Annotated in this window: 13 protein-coding genes; 11 read left to right on the top strand and 2 right to left on the bottom strand. The window is 55.2% G+C overall.

Annotated features, from left to right (window positions below; all coding sequences use genetic code 11):
* Nucleotides 1-119: 119 nt before the first annotated feature.
* The 9 genes from DFR26_RS10110 (at nt 120) to DFR26_RS10070 (ending at nt 9,895) form a co-directional block, all read left to right on the top strand.
* Nucleotides 120-911, top strand: coding sequence for a GntR family transcriptional regulator (locus DFR26_RS10110; protein ID WP_116208842.1), 792 nt, complete (start codon nt 120-122; stop codon nt 909-911).
* Nucleotides 912-1,811, top strand: coding sequence for a methylisocitrate lyase (gene prpB / locus DFR26_RS10105; protein ID WP_116208841.1), 900 nt, complete (start codon nt 912-914; stop codon nt 1,809-1,811). It begins immediately after the preceding gene.
* A gap of 11 nt (nt 1,812-1,822) precedes the next feature.
* A complete protein-coding gene (gene prpC / locus DFR26_RS10100; protein WP_116208840.1) occupies nt 1,823-2,977 on the top strand; it encodes a bifunctional 2-methylcitrate synthase/citrate synthase in 1,155 nt (384 codons plus the stop codon).
* Nucleotides 2,978-3,079: 102 nt separating this feature from the next.
* Nucleotides 3,080-5,683 carry a Fe/S-dependent 2-methylisocitrate dehydratase AcnD gene (acnD, locus tag DFR26_RS10095; protein WP_116208839.1) on the top strand — a complete coding sequence of 868 codons (2,604 nt, stop codon included), beginning with the start codon at nt 3,080-3,082 and terminating at the stop codon, nt 5,681-5,683.
* Nucleotides 5,680-6,864: a 2-methylaconitate cis-trans isomerase PrpF gene (gene prpF / locus DFR26_RS10090; RefSeq protein ID WP_116208838.1), complete on the top strand. Its 1,185-nt coding sequence runs from the start codon at nt 5,680-5,682 to the stop codon at nt 6,862-6,864. Before acnD ends, prpF begins: the two co-directional genes overlap by 4 nt.
* A gap of 125 nt (nt 6,865-6,989) precedes the next feature.
* Nucleotides 6,990-7,676: an energy transducer TonB gene (locus tag DFR26_RS10085; RefSeq protein ID WP_116208837.1), complete on the top strand. Its 687-nt coding sequence runs from the start codon at nt 6,990-6,992 to the stop codon at nt 7,674-7,676.
* Nucleotides 7,677-7,688: 12 nt separating this feature from the next.
* Complete coding sequence (locus DFR26_RS10080) at nt 7,689-8,417, top strand: MotA/TolQ/ExbB proton channel family protein (protein WP_220375770.1); 729 nt, start codon at nt 7,689-7,691, stop codon at nt 8,415-8,417.
* Complete coding sequence (locus tag DFR26_RS10075) at nt 8,418-8,825, top strand: ExbD/TolR family protein (protein ID WP_116208835.1); 408 nt, start codon at nt 8,418-8,420, stop codon at nt 8,823-8,825.
* Between the two features lie 8 nt (nt 8,826-8,833).
* Entirely contained in the window at nt 8,834-9,895 is a 1,062-nt protein-coding gene (locus DFR26_RS10070) for a PepSY-associated TM helix domain-containing protein (RefSeq protein ID WP_116208834.1), read from the top strand.
* 70 nt (nt 9,896-9,965) lie between these two features.
* Here the strand turns inward: DFR26_RS10070 and DFR26_RS10065 are convergent, their stop codons facing one another.
* Together DFR26_RS10065 and DFR26_RS10060 are read right to left on the bottom strand one after the other, a co-directional pair.
* Nucleotides 9,966-10,463 (bottom strand): DUF934 domain-containing protein, encoded by a 498-nt coding sequence (locus DFR26_RS10065; RefSeq protein WP_116208833.1) that lies wholly within the window; start codon nt 10,461-10,463, stop codon nt 9,966-9,968.
* A complete protein-coding gene (locus DFR26_RS10060; RefSeq protein WP_116208950.1) occupies nt 10,447-12,108 on the bottom strand; it encodes a nitrite/sulfite reductase in 1,662 nt (553 codons plus the stop codon). The genes DFR26_RS10065 and DFR26_RS10060 overlap by 17 nt, the downstream gene beginning before the upstream one ends.
* Nucleotides 12,109-12,308: 200 nt before the next feature.
* Here DFR26_RS10060 and DFR26_RS10055 point away from each other — a divergent pair, with 200 nt between their 5' ends.
* Nucleotides 12,309-13,004: a GntR family transcriptional regulator gene (locus tag DFR26_RS10055; RefSeq protein WP_116208832.1), complete on the top strand. Its 696-nt coding sequence runs from the start codon at nt 12,309-12,311 to the stop codon at nt 13,002-13,004.
* 9 nt (nt 13,005-13,013) lie between these two features.
* Nucleotides 13,014-16,514, top strand: coding sequence for a chromosome segregation protein SMC (gene smc, locus DFR26_RS10050; protein WP_116208831.1), 3,501 nt, complete (start codon nt 13,014-13,016; stop codon nt 16,512-16,514).
* Nucleotides 16,515-16,552: the final 38 nt, after the last annotated feature.

The following is a 16,552-nucleotide window of genomic DNA, read 5'->3' as shown; positions in this document are numbered from 1 at the left end:
TGTAGACAAAAGTAGCGCTTTGCTTTGTCTACAATCAATTAGCATTGGCTTGATAGCTATTGACGCTTGAGTTTTCGCGAGATAAGGTTCGGTCATTGCAGAGATTGTAGACAATATGCATGCCAGTTCCTCCCGACATTGCTGCTGAATCACCGCTGGCGCGCACCACGCTCGCCGATCGTGTCTTTGCGCTCATGCAAGAGGCCATTGTGCGCGGTGATTTGGCCGCTGGCGCGCGTATTTCAGAGGCTGAGTTGGCGGCGCGCTATGGTGTCTCGCGCGGGCCATTGCGCGAGGCATTGCGGCGCTTAGAGGGCCGGCAGCTGATCACGCGGATTCCGCATGTGGGGGTGCGCATCATGGCGCTCTCGCTCGAAGAGCTGCTGCAAATTTATGAAGTCCGCGAAACCCTCGAAGGGCTCGCGTGTCGCTTAGCCGCGCAACACATGCCCGATGCTGAAATTGCTGAATTAAAGGCGCTGCTCGTCAAGCATGCCGAGCAAATTGCTGAGCATGATGGTCGCGTGTATATCCAAGAAGAAGGCAACGTGGACTTTCATTACCGTGTGATTCACGGCAGCCATAATGCTGTGCTGATTAATATGCTGTGTGGCGAGCTGTATCATCGTGTGCGCATTTATCGCGGTCAGTTTTCCATTACCGAGGGCCGCCCCCAGCAGGCCTTGGCTGAGCATCAGCGCATCCTCGACGCCATTGAAGCGCGCGATGGCGAGCTTGCTGAATTTCTGATGCGCCGCCACATTGCCACCGCGCGCGCCAATATTGCCGCGCGTGTGCCGCCAGCCGGCTCGGCCAAGCTCGACCCCACGCTTTCTAAACGCTCAGGCCCAGATGCCTCTGCAAAATCATCCACCACTACTACGCCGGATTCTCCGGTCAGGAGCGCCTAAATGGCTTGCCACGATCATTCACACAGTCACTCAGCAGGTCGTCGTTTTCGCGACGCCATTGCCAGCGAAAAGCCATTACAGGTTATGGGCACGGTCAATGCCTATGCCGCCATGATGGCCACCAAAGTCGGCTATAAAGCGATTTATTTGTCTGGCGCTGGGGTGGCGAATTACTCCTATGGCTTGCCCGATCTTGGCCTGACCTCATTAGAAGATGTGCTGATTGACGCGCGTCGCATCACCAGCGTCACCGATACGCCGCTACTCGTGGATATCGACACCGGCTGGGGCGGGGCGTTCAATATTTCGCGCACGGTGACCGAAATGATTCGTGCCGGTGTGGCCGCTGTCCACATCGAAGATCAAGTCGCGCAAAAGCGCTGTGGTCATCGCCCCAATAAAGAAATCGTGCCCGTTGGCGAGATGGTTGATCGCGTGAAGGCCGCTGTCGACGCCAAAACCGACAGCGATTTTGTCGTGATGGCGCGTACCGACTCGCTGCAAAAAGAAGGCTTAAATGGTGTGATTGATCGCATCAGTGCCTATGTGGAGGCCGGCGCCGACGCCATTTTCGCCGAAGCCATGACCGACATCACCATGTATCGCCAAGTCTGCGACGCCGTCAATGTGCCGGTGTTGGCCAATATCACGGAGTTTGGTGACACGCCGTACTACACCACCCAAGAGCTCGGCGAGCAGGGCATCAGCATGGTGCTATACCCCTTGTCGGGCACGCGCGCCATGCAAAAAGCCGCGCTCGCTGTTTATGAGTCGGTGCGCAAAGAAGGCACACAGGTCAATGTCTTAGAAACCATGCAGCAGCGCAAAGAGCTCTACGAATTCCTCAACTATCACAGCTACGAAGACAAAATCGATCAGCTATTTTCTCAAAATAAATAAGGAGTCTGACCATGACTGACGTTAAAAGCACCCTGCCTAAACCCAAAAAATCTGTCGCGCTGTCAGGCACCGCTGCCGGTAATACCGCGCTGTGCACCGTGGGCCGCACTGGCAATGATCTGGCCTATCGTGGCTATGACATCCTTGATCTGGCGACCACCAGCGAGTTTGAAGAAGTCGCGCATTTATTGGTGCATGGCAAACTGCCAAATGCCGCCGAACTGGCCGGTTATAAAGCCAAATTAAAAGCCCTGCGCGGCTTGCCAGCGGCGGTGAAAGTTGCGCTCGAGCAGCTGCCGCCATCGGCTCATCCCATGGATGTGATGCGCACCGGCGTGTCGGTATTAGGCTGCGTGAAGCCTGAGAAAGAAGATCATAACCATCCTGGCGCACGCGATATTGCCGACAAGCTCATGGCCTGCTTAGGTTCCATGCTGCTGTACTGGTACCACTTCGCTTACAACGGCAATTGCATCGATGTGGAAACCGACGACGACTCCATTGGCGGCCATTTCTTGCATTTGCTGCACGGCGAAGCGCCACGCGAGAGCTGGGTTCGTGCCATGCACACCTCGCTGATTTTGTACGCTGAGCACGAGTTCAACGCCTCGACCTTTACCTCACGCGTGGTGGCCGGCACTGGCTCTGATATGTTCTCGGCCATTTGTGGTGGCATTGGCGCGTTGCGTGGGCCAAAGCATGGCGGTGCCAATGAAGTTGCCTTTGAAATTCAGAAGCGCTATGACAATCCCGATGAAGCTGAGGCCGATATCCGTGCCCGTGTGGAGCGCAAAGAAGTGGTGATTGGCTTTGGCCACCCGGTCTATACCGTCTCCGACCCACGCAACAAAGTCATCAAGCAGGTGGCGAAAGAGCTCTCCGAAGAGCAGTCGAATATGAAAATGTACGACATCGCGGAGCGCTTGGAAGCCACCATGTGGGATGCGAAAAAGATGTTTCCCAACCTCGATTGGTTCTCGGCCGTGAGCTATCACATGATGGGTATTCCAACGGATATGTTTACGCCGTTGTTTGTTATGGCGCGTACCAGCGGTTGGTCGGCGCACGTCATCGAGCAGCGCATTGATGGCAAGATTATTCGTCCCAGCGCCAACTACACCGGCCCTGAAGATCAGAAATTTGTGCCCATTAAAGACCGCAAATAAGTTCATGCGGCATGCTCAACCCTGCTCTCGATAGAGGGCGGGGCGTTTTGCTAAATACCAATGCCCAGCGCCGCTCAGCGCATTATTAATACGAGAGCTCTTATGAATAACGAATTTCGCAAACCCTTAGCCGGCACCGCACTCGAGTATTTCGATGCCCGTGCCGCCGTCGATGCCATCAAGCCCGGTGCTTGGGATGGCCTGCCGTATGTGGCGCGCGTTCATGCCGAAAACATCGTGCGTAAAGCCGATCCTGCCATTGTTAATGATTGCTTAACGCAGCTCATTGAGCGTCGCCGTGATCGTGATTTTCCGTGGTTCCCGGCGCGTGTGGTTTGCCACGATATCTTGGGGCAAACCGCCTTGGTCGATCTCGCTGGCCTGCGCGATGCCATTGCCGAGCAGGGCGGTGACCCATCAAAAGTCAATCCTGTGGTGCCGGTGCAGCTGATTGTTGACCACTCGCTGGCCGTGGAATGTGGTGGTGCTGACCCCGATGCATTTCAGAAAAACCGCGACATTGAAGAGCGCCGCAACGAAGACCGTTTCCATTTTATTGAGTGGAGCAAAACCGCTTTCGATAATATCGATGTGATCCCGGCCGGCAACGGCATCATGCACCAAATCAATCTCGAGAAAATGTCGCCTGTTGTGCATAACCACGATGGCGTGGCCTTTCCCGATACCTGCGTGGGCACCGACTCGCACACGCCTCATGTCGATGCTCTTGGTGTCATCGCGGTCGGTGTGGGTGGCCTAGAAGCTGAAAATGTCATGCTCGGTCGCCCGTCGATGATGCGTACGCCAGAAATGGTCGGCGTTGAGCTGACCGGCAAGCGCCAACCCGGCATCACCGCGACCGATATTGTCTTGGCTCTGACTGAGTTTTTGCGTCAGCAAAAAGTCGTCGGCGCGTATTTGGAGTTTTATGGCGAAGGCGTGCCGGGCCTGACCATCGGCGACCGCGCCACCATCACCAATATGGCGCCTGAGTATGGCGCTACCGCGGCGATGTTCTCGATCGATGAGCAAACGCTGATTTATCTACGTCTGACTGGCCGCAGCGATGAGCAAGTGGCACTCGTTGAGACCTACGCGAAGCAGGCCGGCTTCTGGGCTGATAGCCTCAGCAGCGCCGTGCATGAGCGCGTGCTGAGCTTCGATTTATCGAGTGTGGTGCGCAATATGGCCGGGCCATCGAACCCGCATAAACGCTTGCCCGTGTCGGCTTTGGCCGAGCGCGGTATTGCCGTTGATTACGACAAAGCGCAAGCGCAAGAGGCCGACGGCCAAATGCCCGATGGCGCGGTCATCATTGCGGCCATTACCAGCTGCACCAATACCTCAAACCCACGCAACGTGATTGCCGCCGGCTTGATTGCGCGTAACGCCCGCAAGCTCGGCCTAACGCGTAAACCGTGGGTGAAGTCCTCATTAGCGCCAGGCTCGAAAGTCGTTGAGTTGTATTTGAAAGATGCCGGCTTGCTCGAGGACCTAGAAGACCTCGGCTTCGGTATCGTGGCCTTTGCCTGCACCACCTGTAATGGCATGTCGGGCGCGCTCGATCCGGTGATTCAGCAAGAAATTATCGATCGTGATCTCTACGCCACGGCGGTGCTGTCGGGTAACCGCAACTTCGACGGACGCATTCATCCCTACGCGAAACAGGCATTCCTGGCCTCACCACCGCTCGTGGTGGCCTACGCGATTGCCGGCACCGTGCGCTTTGATATCGAGAAAGATGTCTTGGGTGTCGCCGATGGCAAAGAGATTCGTTTGCATGACATTTGGCCATCCGATGAAGAAATCGATGCCATTGTGGCGCAGTCGGTGAAGCCGTCGCAGTTCAACGATATTTATATTCCGATGTTTGAAAAGAAAGACAGCGAGCGCGCCGATTCACCGCTGTATGACTGGCGTGAAATGAGCACCTATATTCGCCGTCCGCCGTATTGGGAAGGCGCCCTGGCTGGTGAGCGCACCATGACCGGTATGCGCGCGTTGGCGGTGCTGCCCGATAACATCACCACCGACCATTTGTCGCCCTCAAATGCGATCATGATGGACTCGGCGGCCGGTGAGTACTTGCACAAAATGAAGGTGCCGGAGGAAGACTTTAACTCCTACGCCACCCATCGCGGCGATCACCTCACGGCGCAGCGTGCCACATTTGCCAACCCCAAATTGCTCAATGAGATGGTGCGCGATGCCAATGGCGAGGTGCGTCAAGGCTCGTTGGCGCGTATTGAGCCAGAAGGCAAAGTCACGCGCATGTGGGAAGCCATTGAGACCTATATGGAGCGCAAGCAGCCGCTGATTATTGTTGCCGGTGCCGATTATGGCCAAGGCTCATCGCGCGATTGGGCGGCGAAAGGCGTTCGCTTGGCCGGTGTTGAGGTCATTGCGGCGGAAGGCTTTGAGCGTATTCACCGCACCAACTTACTCGGCATGGGCGTGTTGCCATTGCAGTTTAAGGCCGGCACCACACGCCTCACACTCGGCATTGATGGTACGGAAACCTTCGATGTGGAAGGCGAGTGCGCTCCCGGTGCTGAGATGACTTTGGTGATCAATCGTCGCAGCGGTGAAAGCGTGCGCGTGCCAATGACTTGCCGCTTAGACTCCGACGATGAAGTCTCGGTTTATGCCGCCGGCGGCATGTTGCAGCGCTTCGCCAAAGACTTCTTAAAAGCGACCGCCGTATGATGACGCCTCAAATCAAAATCCCCGCCACGTATATTCGTGGCGGCACCTCCAAGGGCGTATTTTTCAGCCGGCAAGATTTACCGGCGAGCTGCCAAGTACCCGGTGAAGCGCGTGACCAACTGTTTATGCGTGTGATCGGCAGTCCCGACCCCTATGCCGCGCATATCGATGGCATGGGTGGTGCGACATCGAGCACGAGCAAATGCGTGATCGTCTCGAAAAGTACGCAGCCCGATCACGACGTCGACTATCTCTATGGCCAAGTCGCTATCGATAAAGCCTTTGTCGATTGGAGCGGCAACTGCGGTAATTTATCCACGGCGGCCGGTGCATTTGCGCTACATGCTGGCTTGGTCGACGCTGCGCGCGTACCGGAAAACGGTATCTGCGTGGTGCGTATTTGGCAGGCCAATATCAAAAAAACCATCATTGCTCATGTGCCGATAAGCAATGGCCAGGTGCAAGAGACCGGTGATTTTGAGCTCGATGGCGTGACCTTTCCGGCGGCTGAAATTGTGCTGGAGTTCATGGATCCATCGGATGATGGCGAAGATAGCTCAATGTTCCCGACCGGCAATTTGGTCGATGAACTCGACGTGCCAGAGGATGTCGTTGCCGGTGGCAAGCTCAAGGCCACGATGATCAGTGCTGGCATTCCCACCGTGTTTGTCAATGCCGCCGATATTGGCTACACCGGGCGCGAGCTGCGCGAGGCCATCAATGGCGACGCAAAAGCACTGGCGCGTCTTGAGTCGCTGCGCATTGCAGGAGCCTTGCGCATGGGCTTGATCAAGACGCCAGAGGAGGCCGCGAGCCGCCAACACACGCCGAAAATCGCCTTTGTGGCACCGGCAGCAGACTATGTGGCGTCGAGCGGTAAAACCATTCAGGCCGGCGACATTGATCTGCTCGTGCGCGCCATGTCGATGGGTAAGCTGCATCACGCCATGATGGGTACAGCTTCAGTGGCGATTGCCACGGCGGCGGCGATTCCTGGCACCTTGGTTAATGTCGCCGCCGGTGGTGGGGCGCGTGAGTCGGTGTGCTTTGGCCATCCCTCGGGCGTGCTACGCGTGGGTGCGGCGGCCACTCAAGTTAATGGCCAATGGACGGTGACGAAAGCCATCATGAGCCGCAGTGCGCGTATTTTGATGGAAGGCTGGGTACGCGTACCGGGCTGATATAGCGTTTTAAAAAAAGCCCCATTCACTGATCTGATCGGGGCTTTTTTTAATGAGGGCATGGATAGATATGCAACGATAGTGATTCTCATTTATTGATTAGCCCGATAAATCCCAGTACCATCATGCCCATGATCGCCGCCGCCCAACATCCCTCCGCTTTCGCACGCTACTGGCAAACACCTGAGACTTGGGTATTGCTGCTCGTGATTGCTTTGCACGTCGTCATTGCGCTGGTGTTGGTGTCCTTGCGCAGCGCTACGACAGCGCCTGTGCTCGATGTGTTATCGATACGCATGCTGCAAGCCAGTCCGCCGGTTGAGGCACCCGTTAAGCCAAAGCCCACGCTACCAAAGCCTGTGCCAGTGAAGAAGCCGCCGCCCAAGCCGGTGGTAAAACGGGTAGTCACAGCAAAGCCCGTGGCGGCGCCCAAGCCGGAGCCCAAACCACTGCCTATTGAGCAGCCAGCGCCAGCCATAAAGACGCCACCAACGCCGGTACCTGATGAGCCGGCACTGGCACCAGCGGTGGTTCCGCCGCGCTTTGATGCGGCCTATCTTAATAACCCAACGCCGCGCTATCCCGCGTTATCACGGCGCAATGGCGAGACAGGGCGAGTTTTATTGCGCGTGCAAGTCGGTGCCGATGGCTTGCCGAAAACCATCACGATTGCTGAAAGTAGTCAGTTTGCGCGCCTAGATGAAGCCGCGCTAGCTGCCGTTAAGCGTTGGCGTTTTGTACCGGCGCGCCAAGGTGATCAAGCCATCACCGAATGGGTGCTGGTGCCGTTGCAGTTTAAATTAACCCGCTAACTGGAGTCGTTCATGGGGTTTGCAAGTTTTATTCAACAGGCCGATGGGGTGGCGTTATTTATCCTGTCCTTGCTGCTCATTATGTCGGTGGGTAGCTGGTACTACATTATTGTGAAGGGCTGGCGCTATGCACAAACGAGCAAACAGTCGCGCGAGTTTCTGCGCACTTTTTGGGCAGCACCCAACCTCGAGGCCGTAGCCCAGCGTATTCGTAGCACCGGCATTAGCGATCCGTTTTCGCATTTGGTGCATCACGGCTTTACGGCGTTGGAGCAGCATCGTTCACGCAAAGGAAACTCACTGATTGAGGCGGGCAGTGCTGAGGAGTTTTTGACTCGCTCACTCAAGCGTGCCATCGACCAAGATAAGTCGCGACTTGAAGGCGGCCTAACGTTTTTAGCCACAGTGGCATCTAGTGCACCTTTCGTTGGTTTGTTTGGCACCGTTTGGGGCATTTACCACGCGCTGCTGGCCATTGGTGCATCAGGCCAAGGCGGCCTTGATCAAGTTGCCGGTCCGATTGGCGAAGCGTTGATTATGACGGGTCTGGGCCTAGCCGTGGCGATCCCCAGTGCCGTGGCCTACAACGTCTTTGTTCGTTTGAACCGCAACACGCTGGTGCAGCTCAATTCCTTTGCGCATGATGTCTTTGCGTTCTTATCTACCGGTATGGTGAGCGGCACAATTCCCGGCGATAGCCCGCGCGTCATGCCCTTGAAAAAAACCACAGAGGCTTCGTAAATGGCATTTGGTTCGTTTGAGCAAACCGATGAGATCGAAGCTAACGCTGAGATCAATATGGTGCCGTTCATTGATGTCATGTTGGTGTTACTGATCATTTTTATGATCACCGCGCCATTAATGTCACATGCAGTGAAAGTAAATTTGCCGCAAGCCAGCTCACAACCATTAGCGCCAGTGGCCAAGCCCATTGATATTGCCATGACGGAGAGTGGTGAGCTGCTGCTCAACGGCGAAAGTACTACGTTTAGTGAGCTACCCGCGCGTCTGACTACCTTCGCCAAAGACACTGAAGTACACTTGCGCGCCGATAAAACCACACCCTATGAAGCCTTGGCTCAAGTACTGTCTGCCTGTGCAGAAGCCGGCTTGGCGAAAGTGGGTTTTGTCACCGAACTACCGAAATAGGAAACCCAATGTACGCTCTCACTAAACGCCTGCATGGCTGGATTGGTATTACCGCCGGCGTGCTGATGACCTGGGTTGCCCTCACAGGCGCACTGATGGCTTTTCAGCCGCAATTGCTCCGTGTGATCAATGCCGACACCCTGATGGTGACTGCCAATGGCCCGCGTTTGAGCCCCAATGAGCTTATTGCCGTGGTCTCCGCGCGCCATCCTCAGGCGCAATGGGCATCGATTGAGCTGGCCGGGCATGATCAAGCTCCCGCTCAAGCATTGCTCAGCGTGCAGCCCGGTGCGCCAGTACAGGCTGCCTACTTTCATCCGAGCACCGGCGAGCGCTTGCCTGATGTGATTGGCGAGGATTGGTTTGAGACTATTGAGCATTTGCACCGTGATTTGCTGCTCGGCGATGTCGGTAAAAACATCACCGGCATCTCGGCTATTTTATTGCTCGGCATGGTGCTGGCCGGTAGTTATATGCGCTGGCAGCGCCGCCCCAAAACGCTGAAGGGATGGTTATGGGTGCGCTCAAGCACCAGTACGCGTGCACACGCATTTCAATGGCATGGCGTATTGGGAACGTGGTTGGGTGCGCTGCTAATTTTTTCAGCCGCCACCGGACTATCGTGGTCTTATGAGCCTTATAAAAAGGCGATTTATCAGGTCTTGTCGGTGCCTTATAAAGCCAAGGCGCCGCGTACCGCGCCGTCGACCTATGACTCAGCGCATTTTGCCAGCGATATGAGTGCCGCTTGGCCTGCCTTTGTGCGTGACGTAGGTGCCTTTGATCGCGCTATTTTCACGCCCAAAGCGGACGATGTAGCGGTAGCGTACTGGCTGCCAGGCGCGGCGCATATTCGCGAGAAAAATGACATTCGCTTTAATGCACGTGGTCAGCGTATTGAGCATCGCTTGTTTGCTCAAAAGCCATTGGGTGAGCAGCTCACGCTGTCGTGGAAGATGCTACATACCGGCCAATACTGGGGTTGGTCAGGCCAGCTCATGCTCTTGCTGAGCAGCTTAGGCCTCGTTGCGATGAGCTATTTTGGTTTTCGCTTATTTTTCAAAAAATAAGTACCTACGCTATAAAGAAGGCCCCTGAATCGGGGCCTTTTTTATGCTGCTTATTTTAGGGGCTTAATGATTACGCGCCGCGCCGCAAAAACAGTGGTCGTTGATCATCGGCGGAGCCATGATAAACCTCTGCAAACGTGGTCAAGCCCGGCAGCGCAGCCACTGCAGCGGCATCGCTGCCTAACACAAAAGCATCAAAACCCACGCGCTGCTGATAAAACAGTGTGTCTTTAAAGATGTCGCCAATGGCGCGCAGTTCGCCACGAAAGCCATAGCGTGTACGCAGCAAATAAGCCGTGGAGTAGCCGCGACCATCGGCAAAACTTGGGAAGCGAATGGCCACCACATCTAGCTGATCAATGACGTCCGCCACACTCTCGGCAAACTCATCGGGCGCTAAGATCACGCCTTTACGGCCGGGGTGTGCCAGCACCGCGTCGCGGTGCGCTGTGAAGCAGGCCAACGACAATAAAACATCGCCATCAGGGATGATTAGGCCGGCTTCATCGCTGACAATTTCAACGTAGCTGTCTGGGCTAATACGGCCATGTTTAATCAGCGTTGGCATAGACACGCTCCTTGAAAACAGCAATGCCTATGCGGCGATAGGTGGCTAAAAACGCTTCGCCATCGGCACGATGGTCCAGGTAAGTATTGATGATCTCTTCAACCACATCAGCCATATCCGCCGCATCAAATGATGGACCTAAGATATTACCGATGCTGGCATCGTGGCCTTGATTGCCGCCGAGCGAAACCTGATAGAACTCGCTGCCTTTTTTATCGACACCCAAAATGCCAATGTGGCCAACGTGGTGATGCCCACAGGCATTCATGCAGCCTGAGATGTTTAAGTCGAGCGGACCTATATTATAAACAGCGTCAATATCATCGAAGCGGCGTTGGATTGCCTCTGCAATGGGGATCGATTTGGCATTGGCGAGCGAGCAAAAATCACCACCGGGGCAGCTGATGATGTCGGTCAAAAAGCCAATATTGGCCGTGTCAAAGCCCAGTGTTTTGAGCTCGCCGTAGAGCGCTAACAAATCCTGCTGGGCCACATCGGCGAGCACGACATTTTGTTCGTGCGTGGTGCGAATCTCACCAAAGCTGTAGCGATCGGCGAGGTCAGCAATGGCGTGCATTTGCTCCGCGGTCATATCGCCAGTGGCAATGCCGGTTCGCTTCAACGAAAGGGTAACAATGGCATAGCCAGGCACTTTGTGCTCGCTCACGTTACGGTGCGCCCAGTTGTCAAAGACCGGGTTGGCGGCGCGAGCGTTTAAGTATTCGCCATGATCACCGGCAAACGATGCATAGTCGGGTGCGGTAAAGAAGCTCGCCAAGCGTTTGAACTCGGCATCCGGTACCGTTAATGGACCGCCGCGTAAATGCGCAAACTCGGCCTCAACCTGCTCAGCAAACACCTCAGGGGTGAGGGCTTTTACCAAGATTTTAATACGCGCCTTGTATTTGTTATCTCGCCGACCATGCAGGTTGTAGACGCGCAAAATCGCATCCAAATAAGCAATCAGGTCTTCGCGTGGTAAAAAATCGCGGATGATCGCGCCCAGCATCGGCGTGCGGCCAAGGCCTCCGCCAACCAAAATACGGTAGCCAATCTCACCAGCGTCATTGCGCACAATGTAGACGCCAATATCGTGTACTTTGACCGCGGCACGATCAATCTCGGCTAATGCATTAACCGCGACTTTAAATTTGCGCGGTAAGAAGGCGAACTCGGGGTGAAATGTTGACCATTGACGAATCAACTCACAGGTCGGGCGCGGATCTTCAATTTCACCAGCTGTAACGCCAGCAAATTGATCCGTGGTGGTATTACGAATGCAGTTGCCACTGGTTTGGATGGCATGCATTTGCACGTCAGCTAGTTCGGCTAAAATCGTGGGGACATTTTCCAAGGCGGGCCAATTCAGCTGAATATTTTGACGCGTGCTGACATGCGCGTAACCGCGATCGTAGCGACGGGTAATATCGGCTATGCGGCGAAATTGTTTCGACAACAACATGCCATAGGGCACGGCAATACGTAGCATCGGCGCGTAACGCTGAATATATAAGCCGTTTTGCAAGCGCAATGGACGGAACTGATCTTCGCTCAGGTCACCGGCCAAATAACGCTCGGTTTGGTCTTTAAATTGGGCCACACGATCATCGACAATGCGTTGATCATAAGTGTCGTAACGATACATAGCGAACTCATTGGTTGGGTCAGCGCGCACAGTAACAGGCTCGTCTTTATAATTAAATTGAGATTTATTGAGTTTTTGCATCAGCAATGCTGCTGATGTGTTTTTTGTCGGACAATCGACGTTGCGCTGGAGCTGTACGACGTCTGTGCTAGCATAGCCGAACGATTGTAAACACCGTTGGCGACACCACAGAGATTCCCATGAGCTTTCGAGCCAACGACAGCCTTGCTGAACAAATTGCCCATCATGTTGGCGAGCTGATTATTGCCGGCGACCTGGTCGAGGGCGAGCGAATTCAAGAGATGCGCATTGCCGGTGAGCTCGATGTCAGCCGTGGCGCCGTGCGTGAGGCGCTGCTCATTCTACAGCGCCGCCATCTGATTAGTATCTTTCCGCGTCGAGGCGCTGTCGTCACCGAGCTCAGTCCGGCTTCCTTAAAAAGTTTGTATGAGTTACTGATTTTGCACTACAGCGTGATCGTGCGGCGGGTGTCGTTGTTGTGGCAGCAAGCCGACTTACCGCCCTTTTTAAACGGCCTCAATGACATGGAGGCCGCGCTAAACAACCAAGACATTGAACGCTTTTATGAGCTTGGTTTTGACCTGTTGCGCCAAGCCCAGCCCTTTGCAAACAACCCGTATTTAGATGCCATTTTGGCCGATCTTCAGCCCAGCGCACGGCGAGCCGCATTTCTCGCGTTGCAAGTCAGCCGCCGCGAAATGGAAGAGGCATTTGGGTTTTTAAAAGGCCTACTCGATGCCATTATGCTGCGTCAGAGCGAACGAGCGGTGGAGTTACTCGAAGAGTATCTGCTGCATCAACGCAACTTAGTGCTCGAGTCGTTGCTGCGGGTTAAACAAATTGAAATGGCCTGGGCTCGTCGTCATCGCCGCTAGGGAACTGATATGCGACTAAAAACCATCAAGCTGGCGGGCTTCAAGTCGTTTGTTGATCCGACAAATGCGCATTTCCCCACCAATCTGGCGGCCGTTGTTGGCCCTAATGGCTGTGGAAAGTCCAACATCATTGATGCCGTGCGTTGGGTCATGGGCGAAAGCTCGGCCAAGCATTTGCGCGGCGAGTCGATGACCGACGTGATCTTCAATGGCTCTAGTGTCCGCAAACCCGTCGGCCAAGCGGCTATTGAACTCGTCTTTGATAACGCCGATAAATCCTTAGGCGGCGAATACGCGCAGTACGCGGAGATCTCCATCAAGCGCGTGGTGACGCGTGAGGCCCGCTCAGACTACTTCCTCAATGGCACGCGCTGCCGCCGCAAAGATATCACCGACATTTTTTTAGGCACCGGCTTAGGGCCACGCTCCTACGCCATCATTGAACAGGGCATGATTTCGCGCTTGATTGAGTCGAAGCCTGAAGAGTTACGCGTTTATATAGAAGAGGCGGCGGGTATTTCTAAATACAAAGAACGCCGCCGCGAAACTGAAAATCGCATGCGTCATACCCGAGAAAATCTCGCGCGATTAAGTGATATTCGCGATGAGCTGGGTAAGCAATTAGCGCATTTAGAAAAGCAGGCGCGTGATGCCGAGCGCTACAAAGAGCTGAAAGAAGAGGAGCGTTTATTACGCGATCAGCTCTACGCTCTGCGGTGGCGTGCGCTTGAGTACAGCGTGAGTCAGCACGAGGGGCAAATTCGCGAGCTTGAGACGCGTCTGGAGGCAGCTACCGCCAGTGTGCGTGAGTTTGAAGCCGCTATTACCCGCGATCGCGAGCAGCAATTTAGTGTGAGCGATGAGTTTAATCGCGTGCAAAGTCAGTATTACCAGCTTGGTAGCGATATCGCGCGTCTGCAACAGTCTCAGCGCTACCAGCTAGAGCGCATGGAAGAAATTAATGCCGCCATCAACAGCGTTGAGAGCCAGCGTGAACAAGCGCAGCAGCTGATCAGTGCTGATCGTGACGCACTCGCATTAGTCGAGTCAGAGCTCACCACCATTGCCCCGCAGCAAGCGTTATTAGAGGCCGAAGCCGAGGCTGCCAATGAGCAGCTCGGCGATGCCGAGCACGCGTTAAATGAGTGGCAGCAGGATTGGGAGCAGTTTCAACAGCATTCGCAAGCGCCGCGCCAACGCGCGGAGGTCGAACAGTCGCGTATTGCTCATCAAGAACAAGCGTTGCAGCGTGGCCAAGAGCGCCTGGCGCGGCTGGAAACCGAGCAAGCAGGCTTGTCTGGCGGCGCCTTGGAGACGGAGCTGGCCGAGCTTAATGAGCTCGCAGCTGAGCAGCAACTTATCGCCGACGACGCTCAGCTACGACTTGATGACACCGTTCAATCCTTGCAAAGCCAACGCGTTGCACTGGGCGATGCGGGTACACGACTAGATAGCTTGCGCCAGGCATTACAGGGCTTATCGGGGCGTGAGTCGGCGCTACGAGCCCTGCAAGAGGCCTCTGAAAAAGGTCAGCGTGGCGTCAACGAGTGGCTACAAGCGCATCGTATCGATACCACGCCGATTGCTCAGTCATTGCGGGTAACGCCCGGCTGGGAGCGCGCGGTTGAGACTGTTTTGGGCGCACAGTTGCATAGTGTTTCCGTCAGCTCATTAGATGAGCTCAGCGACCAGCTCAATGACTTGCCGCAGGGTGTGTTGTCGGTGGCCGAGGCAGCCAGCGCAGCGCCAGAGACCATCGAGGGCAGCTTAGCCGCCGAAGTGTCAGGCGCGCCAGGTTGGCTGCTGCAGGCGCTCAGTCAGGTGCGCACCGCAACATCGCTCGCTGAGGCGCTGGCCGCGCGCCATCAACTGTCAGCGCAGGCCTCACTGATTACGCCAGAGGGCTTATGGCTGAGCCAGCATTGGTTGCGCGTGCACACCCAAGCCGCCGATGCCAGTAGCGGTGAATTGGCACGCCGACGCGAGCTTGCCGATTTGGCCGCACAGCGCGACGACATAAGTTCGGCGCTCGATGAGGCACAACGCCATCAGCAGCAGTTGCGCGAGTCACTGCGTGATGCCGAAATCAATCGCGAGCAGCAGCAGCGTGATGTCACCGCGCACTACCGCCAAATTAGCGACACGCAAGGCCAGATTGGCGCTCGACAAGTGCGCCTTGAGCAGTTTGTGGCGCGCCGCGATCGTATTTTGCAAGAAATCGATGAGGTCAGTCGGCAAACGCAAATTGATAGAGAATATTTGGCTGAGGCGCGCTTGAGCCTGCAAGAAGCACTGGACTTGATGTCCAACGATACCCAGCGCCGTGAAGTCTTACTGAGCCAACGCGAGGGCTTGCGTGATCGTGTCGACCTGGCCCGACAAGCGCAGCGCGATAAACGTGAGGGCTTGCACCGTTGCGCATTGACCATGCAAACACTGACTGCTCGTTGCCAAGGCCTGCGTGATGGACTGGCGCGCGTTGGTACGCAAGTTGATGACTTACGCGAACGCCGTGAAACAATGGCAGAACAATTACTCAGCATCAATCATGCGACCTCTGAAGACCCGCAGTTATTAGAGGCACTTCTTGAGCAGCACGTGGAGACAGAGACACAGCTGTCACAACTCCGCGATCAGGTTGAGACCTTACAAGCTCAATTGCGCGAGGCCGAAACGGGCCGAGTGCGCGCGGTTCAGCAGCAGCAATCGGTTCGCGATAGCCTTAATGCGCTGCGCATGGAGTGGCAAAATGTCGCGACACGACGCGATGCCCAAGCGGATTTACTTCATGAGGCGCAGGCCGATTTAACGGAGCTATTGGCGCAACTGCCGGCACAGGCGCAAGAGGCCGAATGGCAGCTGTCATTGGAGCGCGTGGGTCAGCGCGTGGCGCGATTGGGCGCCATTAACTTAGCCGCCATTGATGAGTTTACCGCGTCATCTGAGCGAAAAGTCTATTTAGATCAGCAAGATGCCGATTTGATGGAAGCGCTTGAGACACTGGAAAATGCCATTCGTAAGATTGATCGCGAAACACGCGCGTTATTTAAAGACACCTTTGAGCAAGTCAACAATGGCTTGCAGGCGTTATTTCCGAAAGTCTTTGGCGGCGGCAGTGCCTATTTGGCGCTCACCGATGATGATTTGCTGGAGGCCGGTGTCAGCATTATGGCGCGGCCGCCGGGCAAGAAAAACTCAACGATTCATTTGTTGTCGGGTGGCGAGAAGGCGCTGACGGCACTGTCCTTGGTGTTTTCGATCTTTCAGCTCAATCCAGCGCCATTTTGTTTGCTCGATGAAGTTGATGCGCCACTTGATGACGCCAACGTCGCGCGTTTTGCTCGCTTAGTGGAAGAGATGTCACAGCAGGTCCAGTTCATTTATATTACGCACAATAAAATTGCCATGGAAATGGCTAAGCAATTAATGGGTGTCACGATGCAGGAGCCGGGCGTATCGCGTTTAGTCTCGGTCAATGTCGATGAAGCCGCCGCGCTGGCTAACCAATAAGCCCGCATTTCGACGAACAAATCAAGCTGAGTGTGACA

This window comes from Paraperlucidibaca baekdonensis (assembly GCF_003387535.1).
In the GTDB taxonomy this organism is placed as follows: Bacteria; Pseudomonadota; Gammaproteobacteria; order Pseudomonadales; family Moraxellaceae; genus Perlucidibaca; species Perlucidibaca baekdonensis.
The sequence above is the reverse complement of the archived record's forward strand: the minus strand, read 5'-3'. Positions and strand labels throughout refer to the sequence as shown.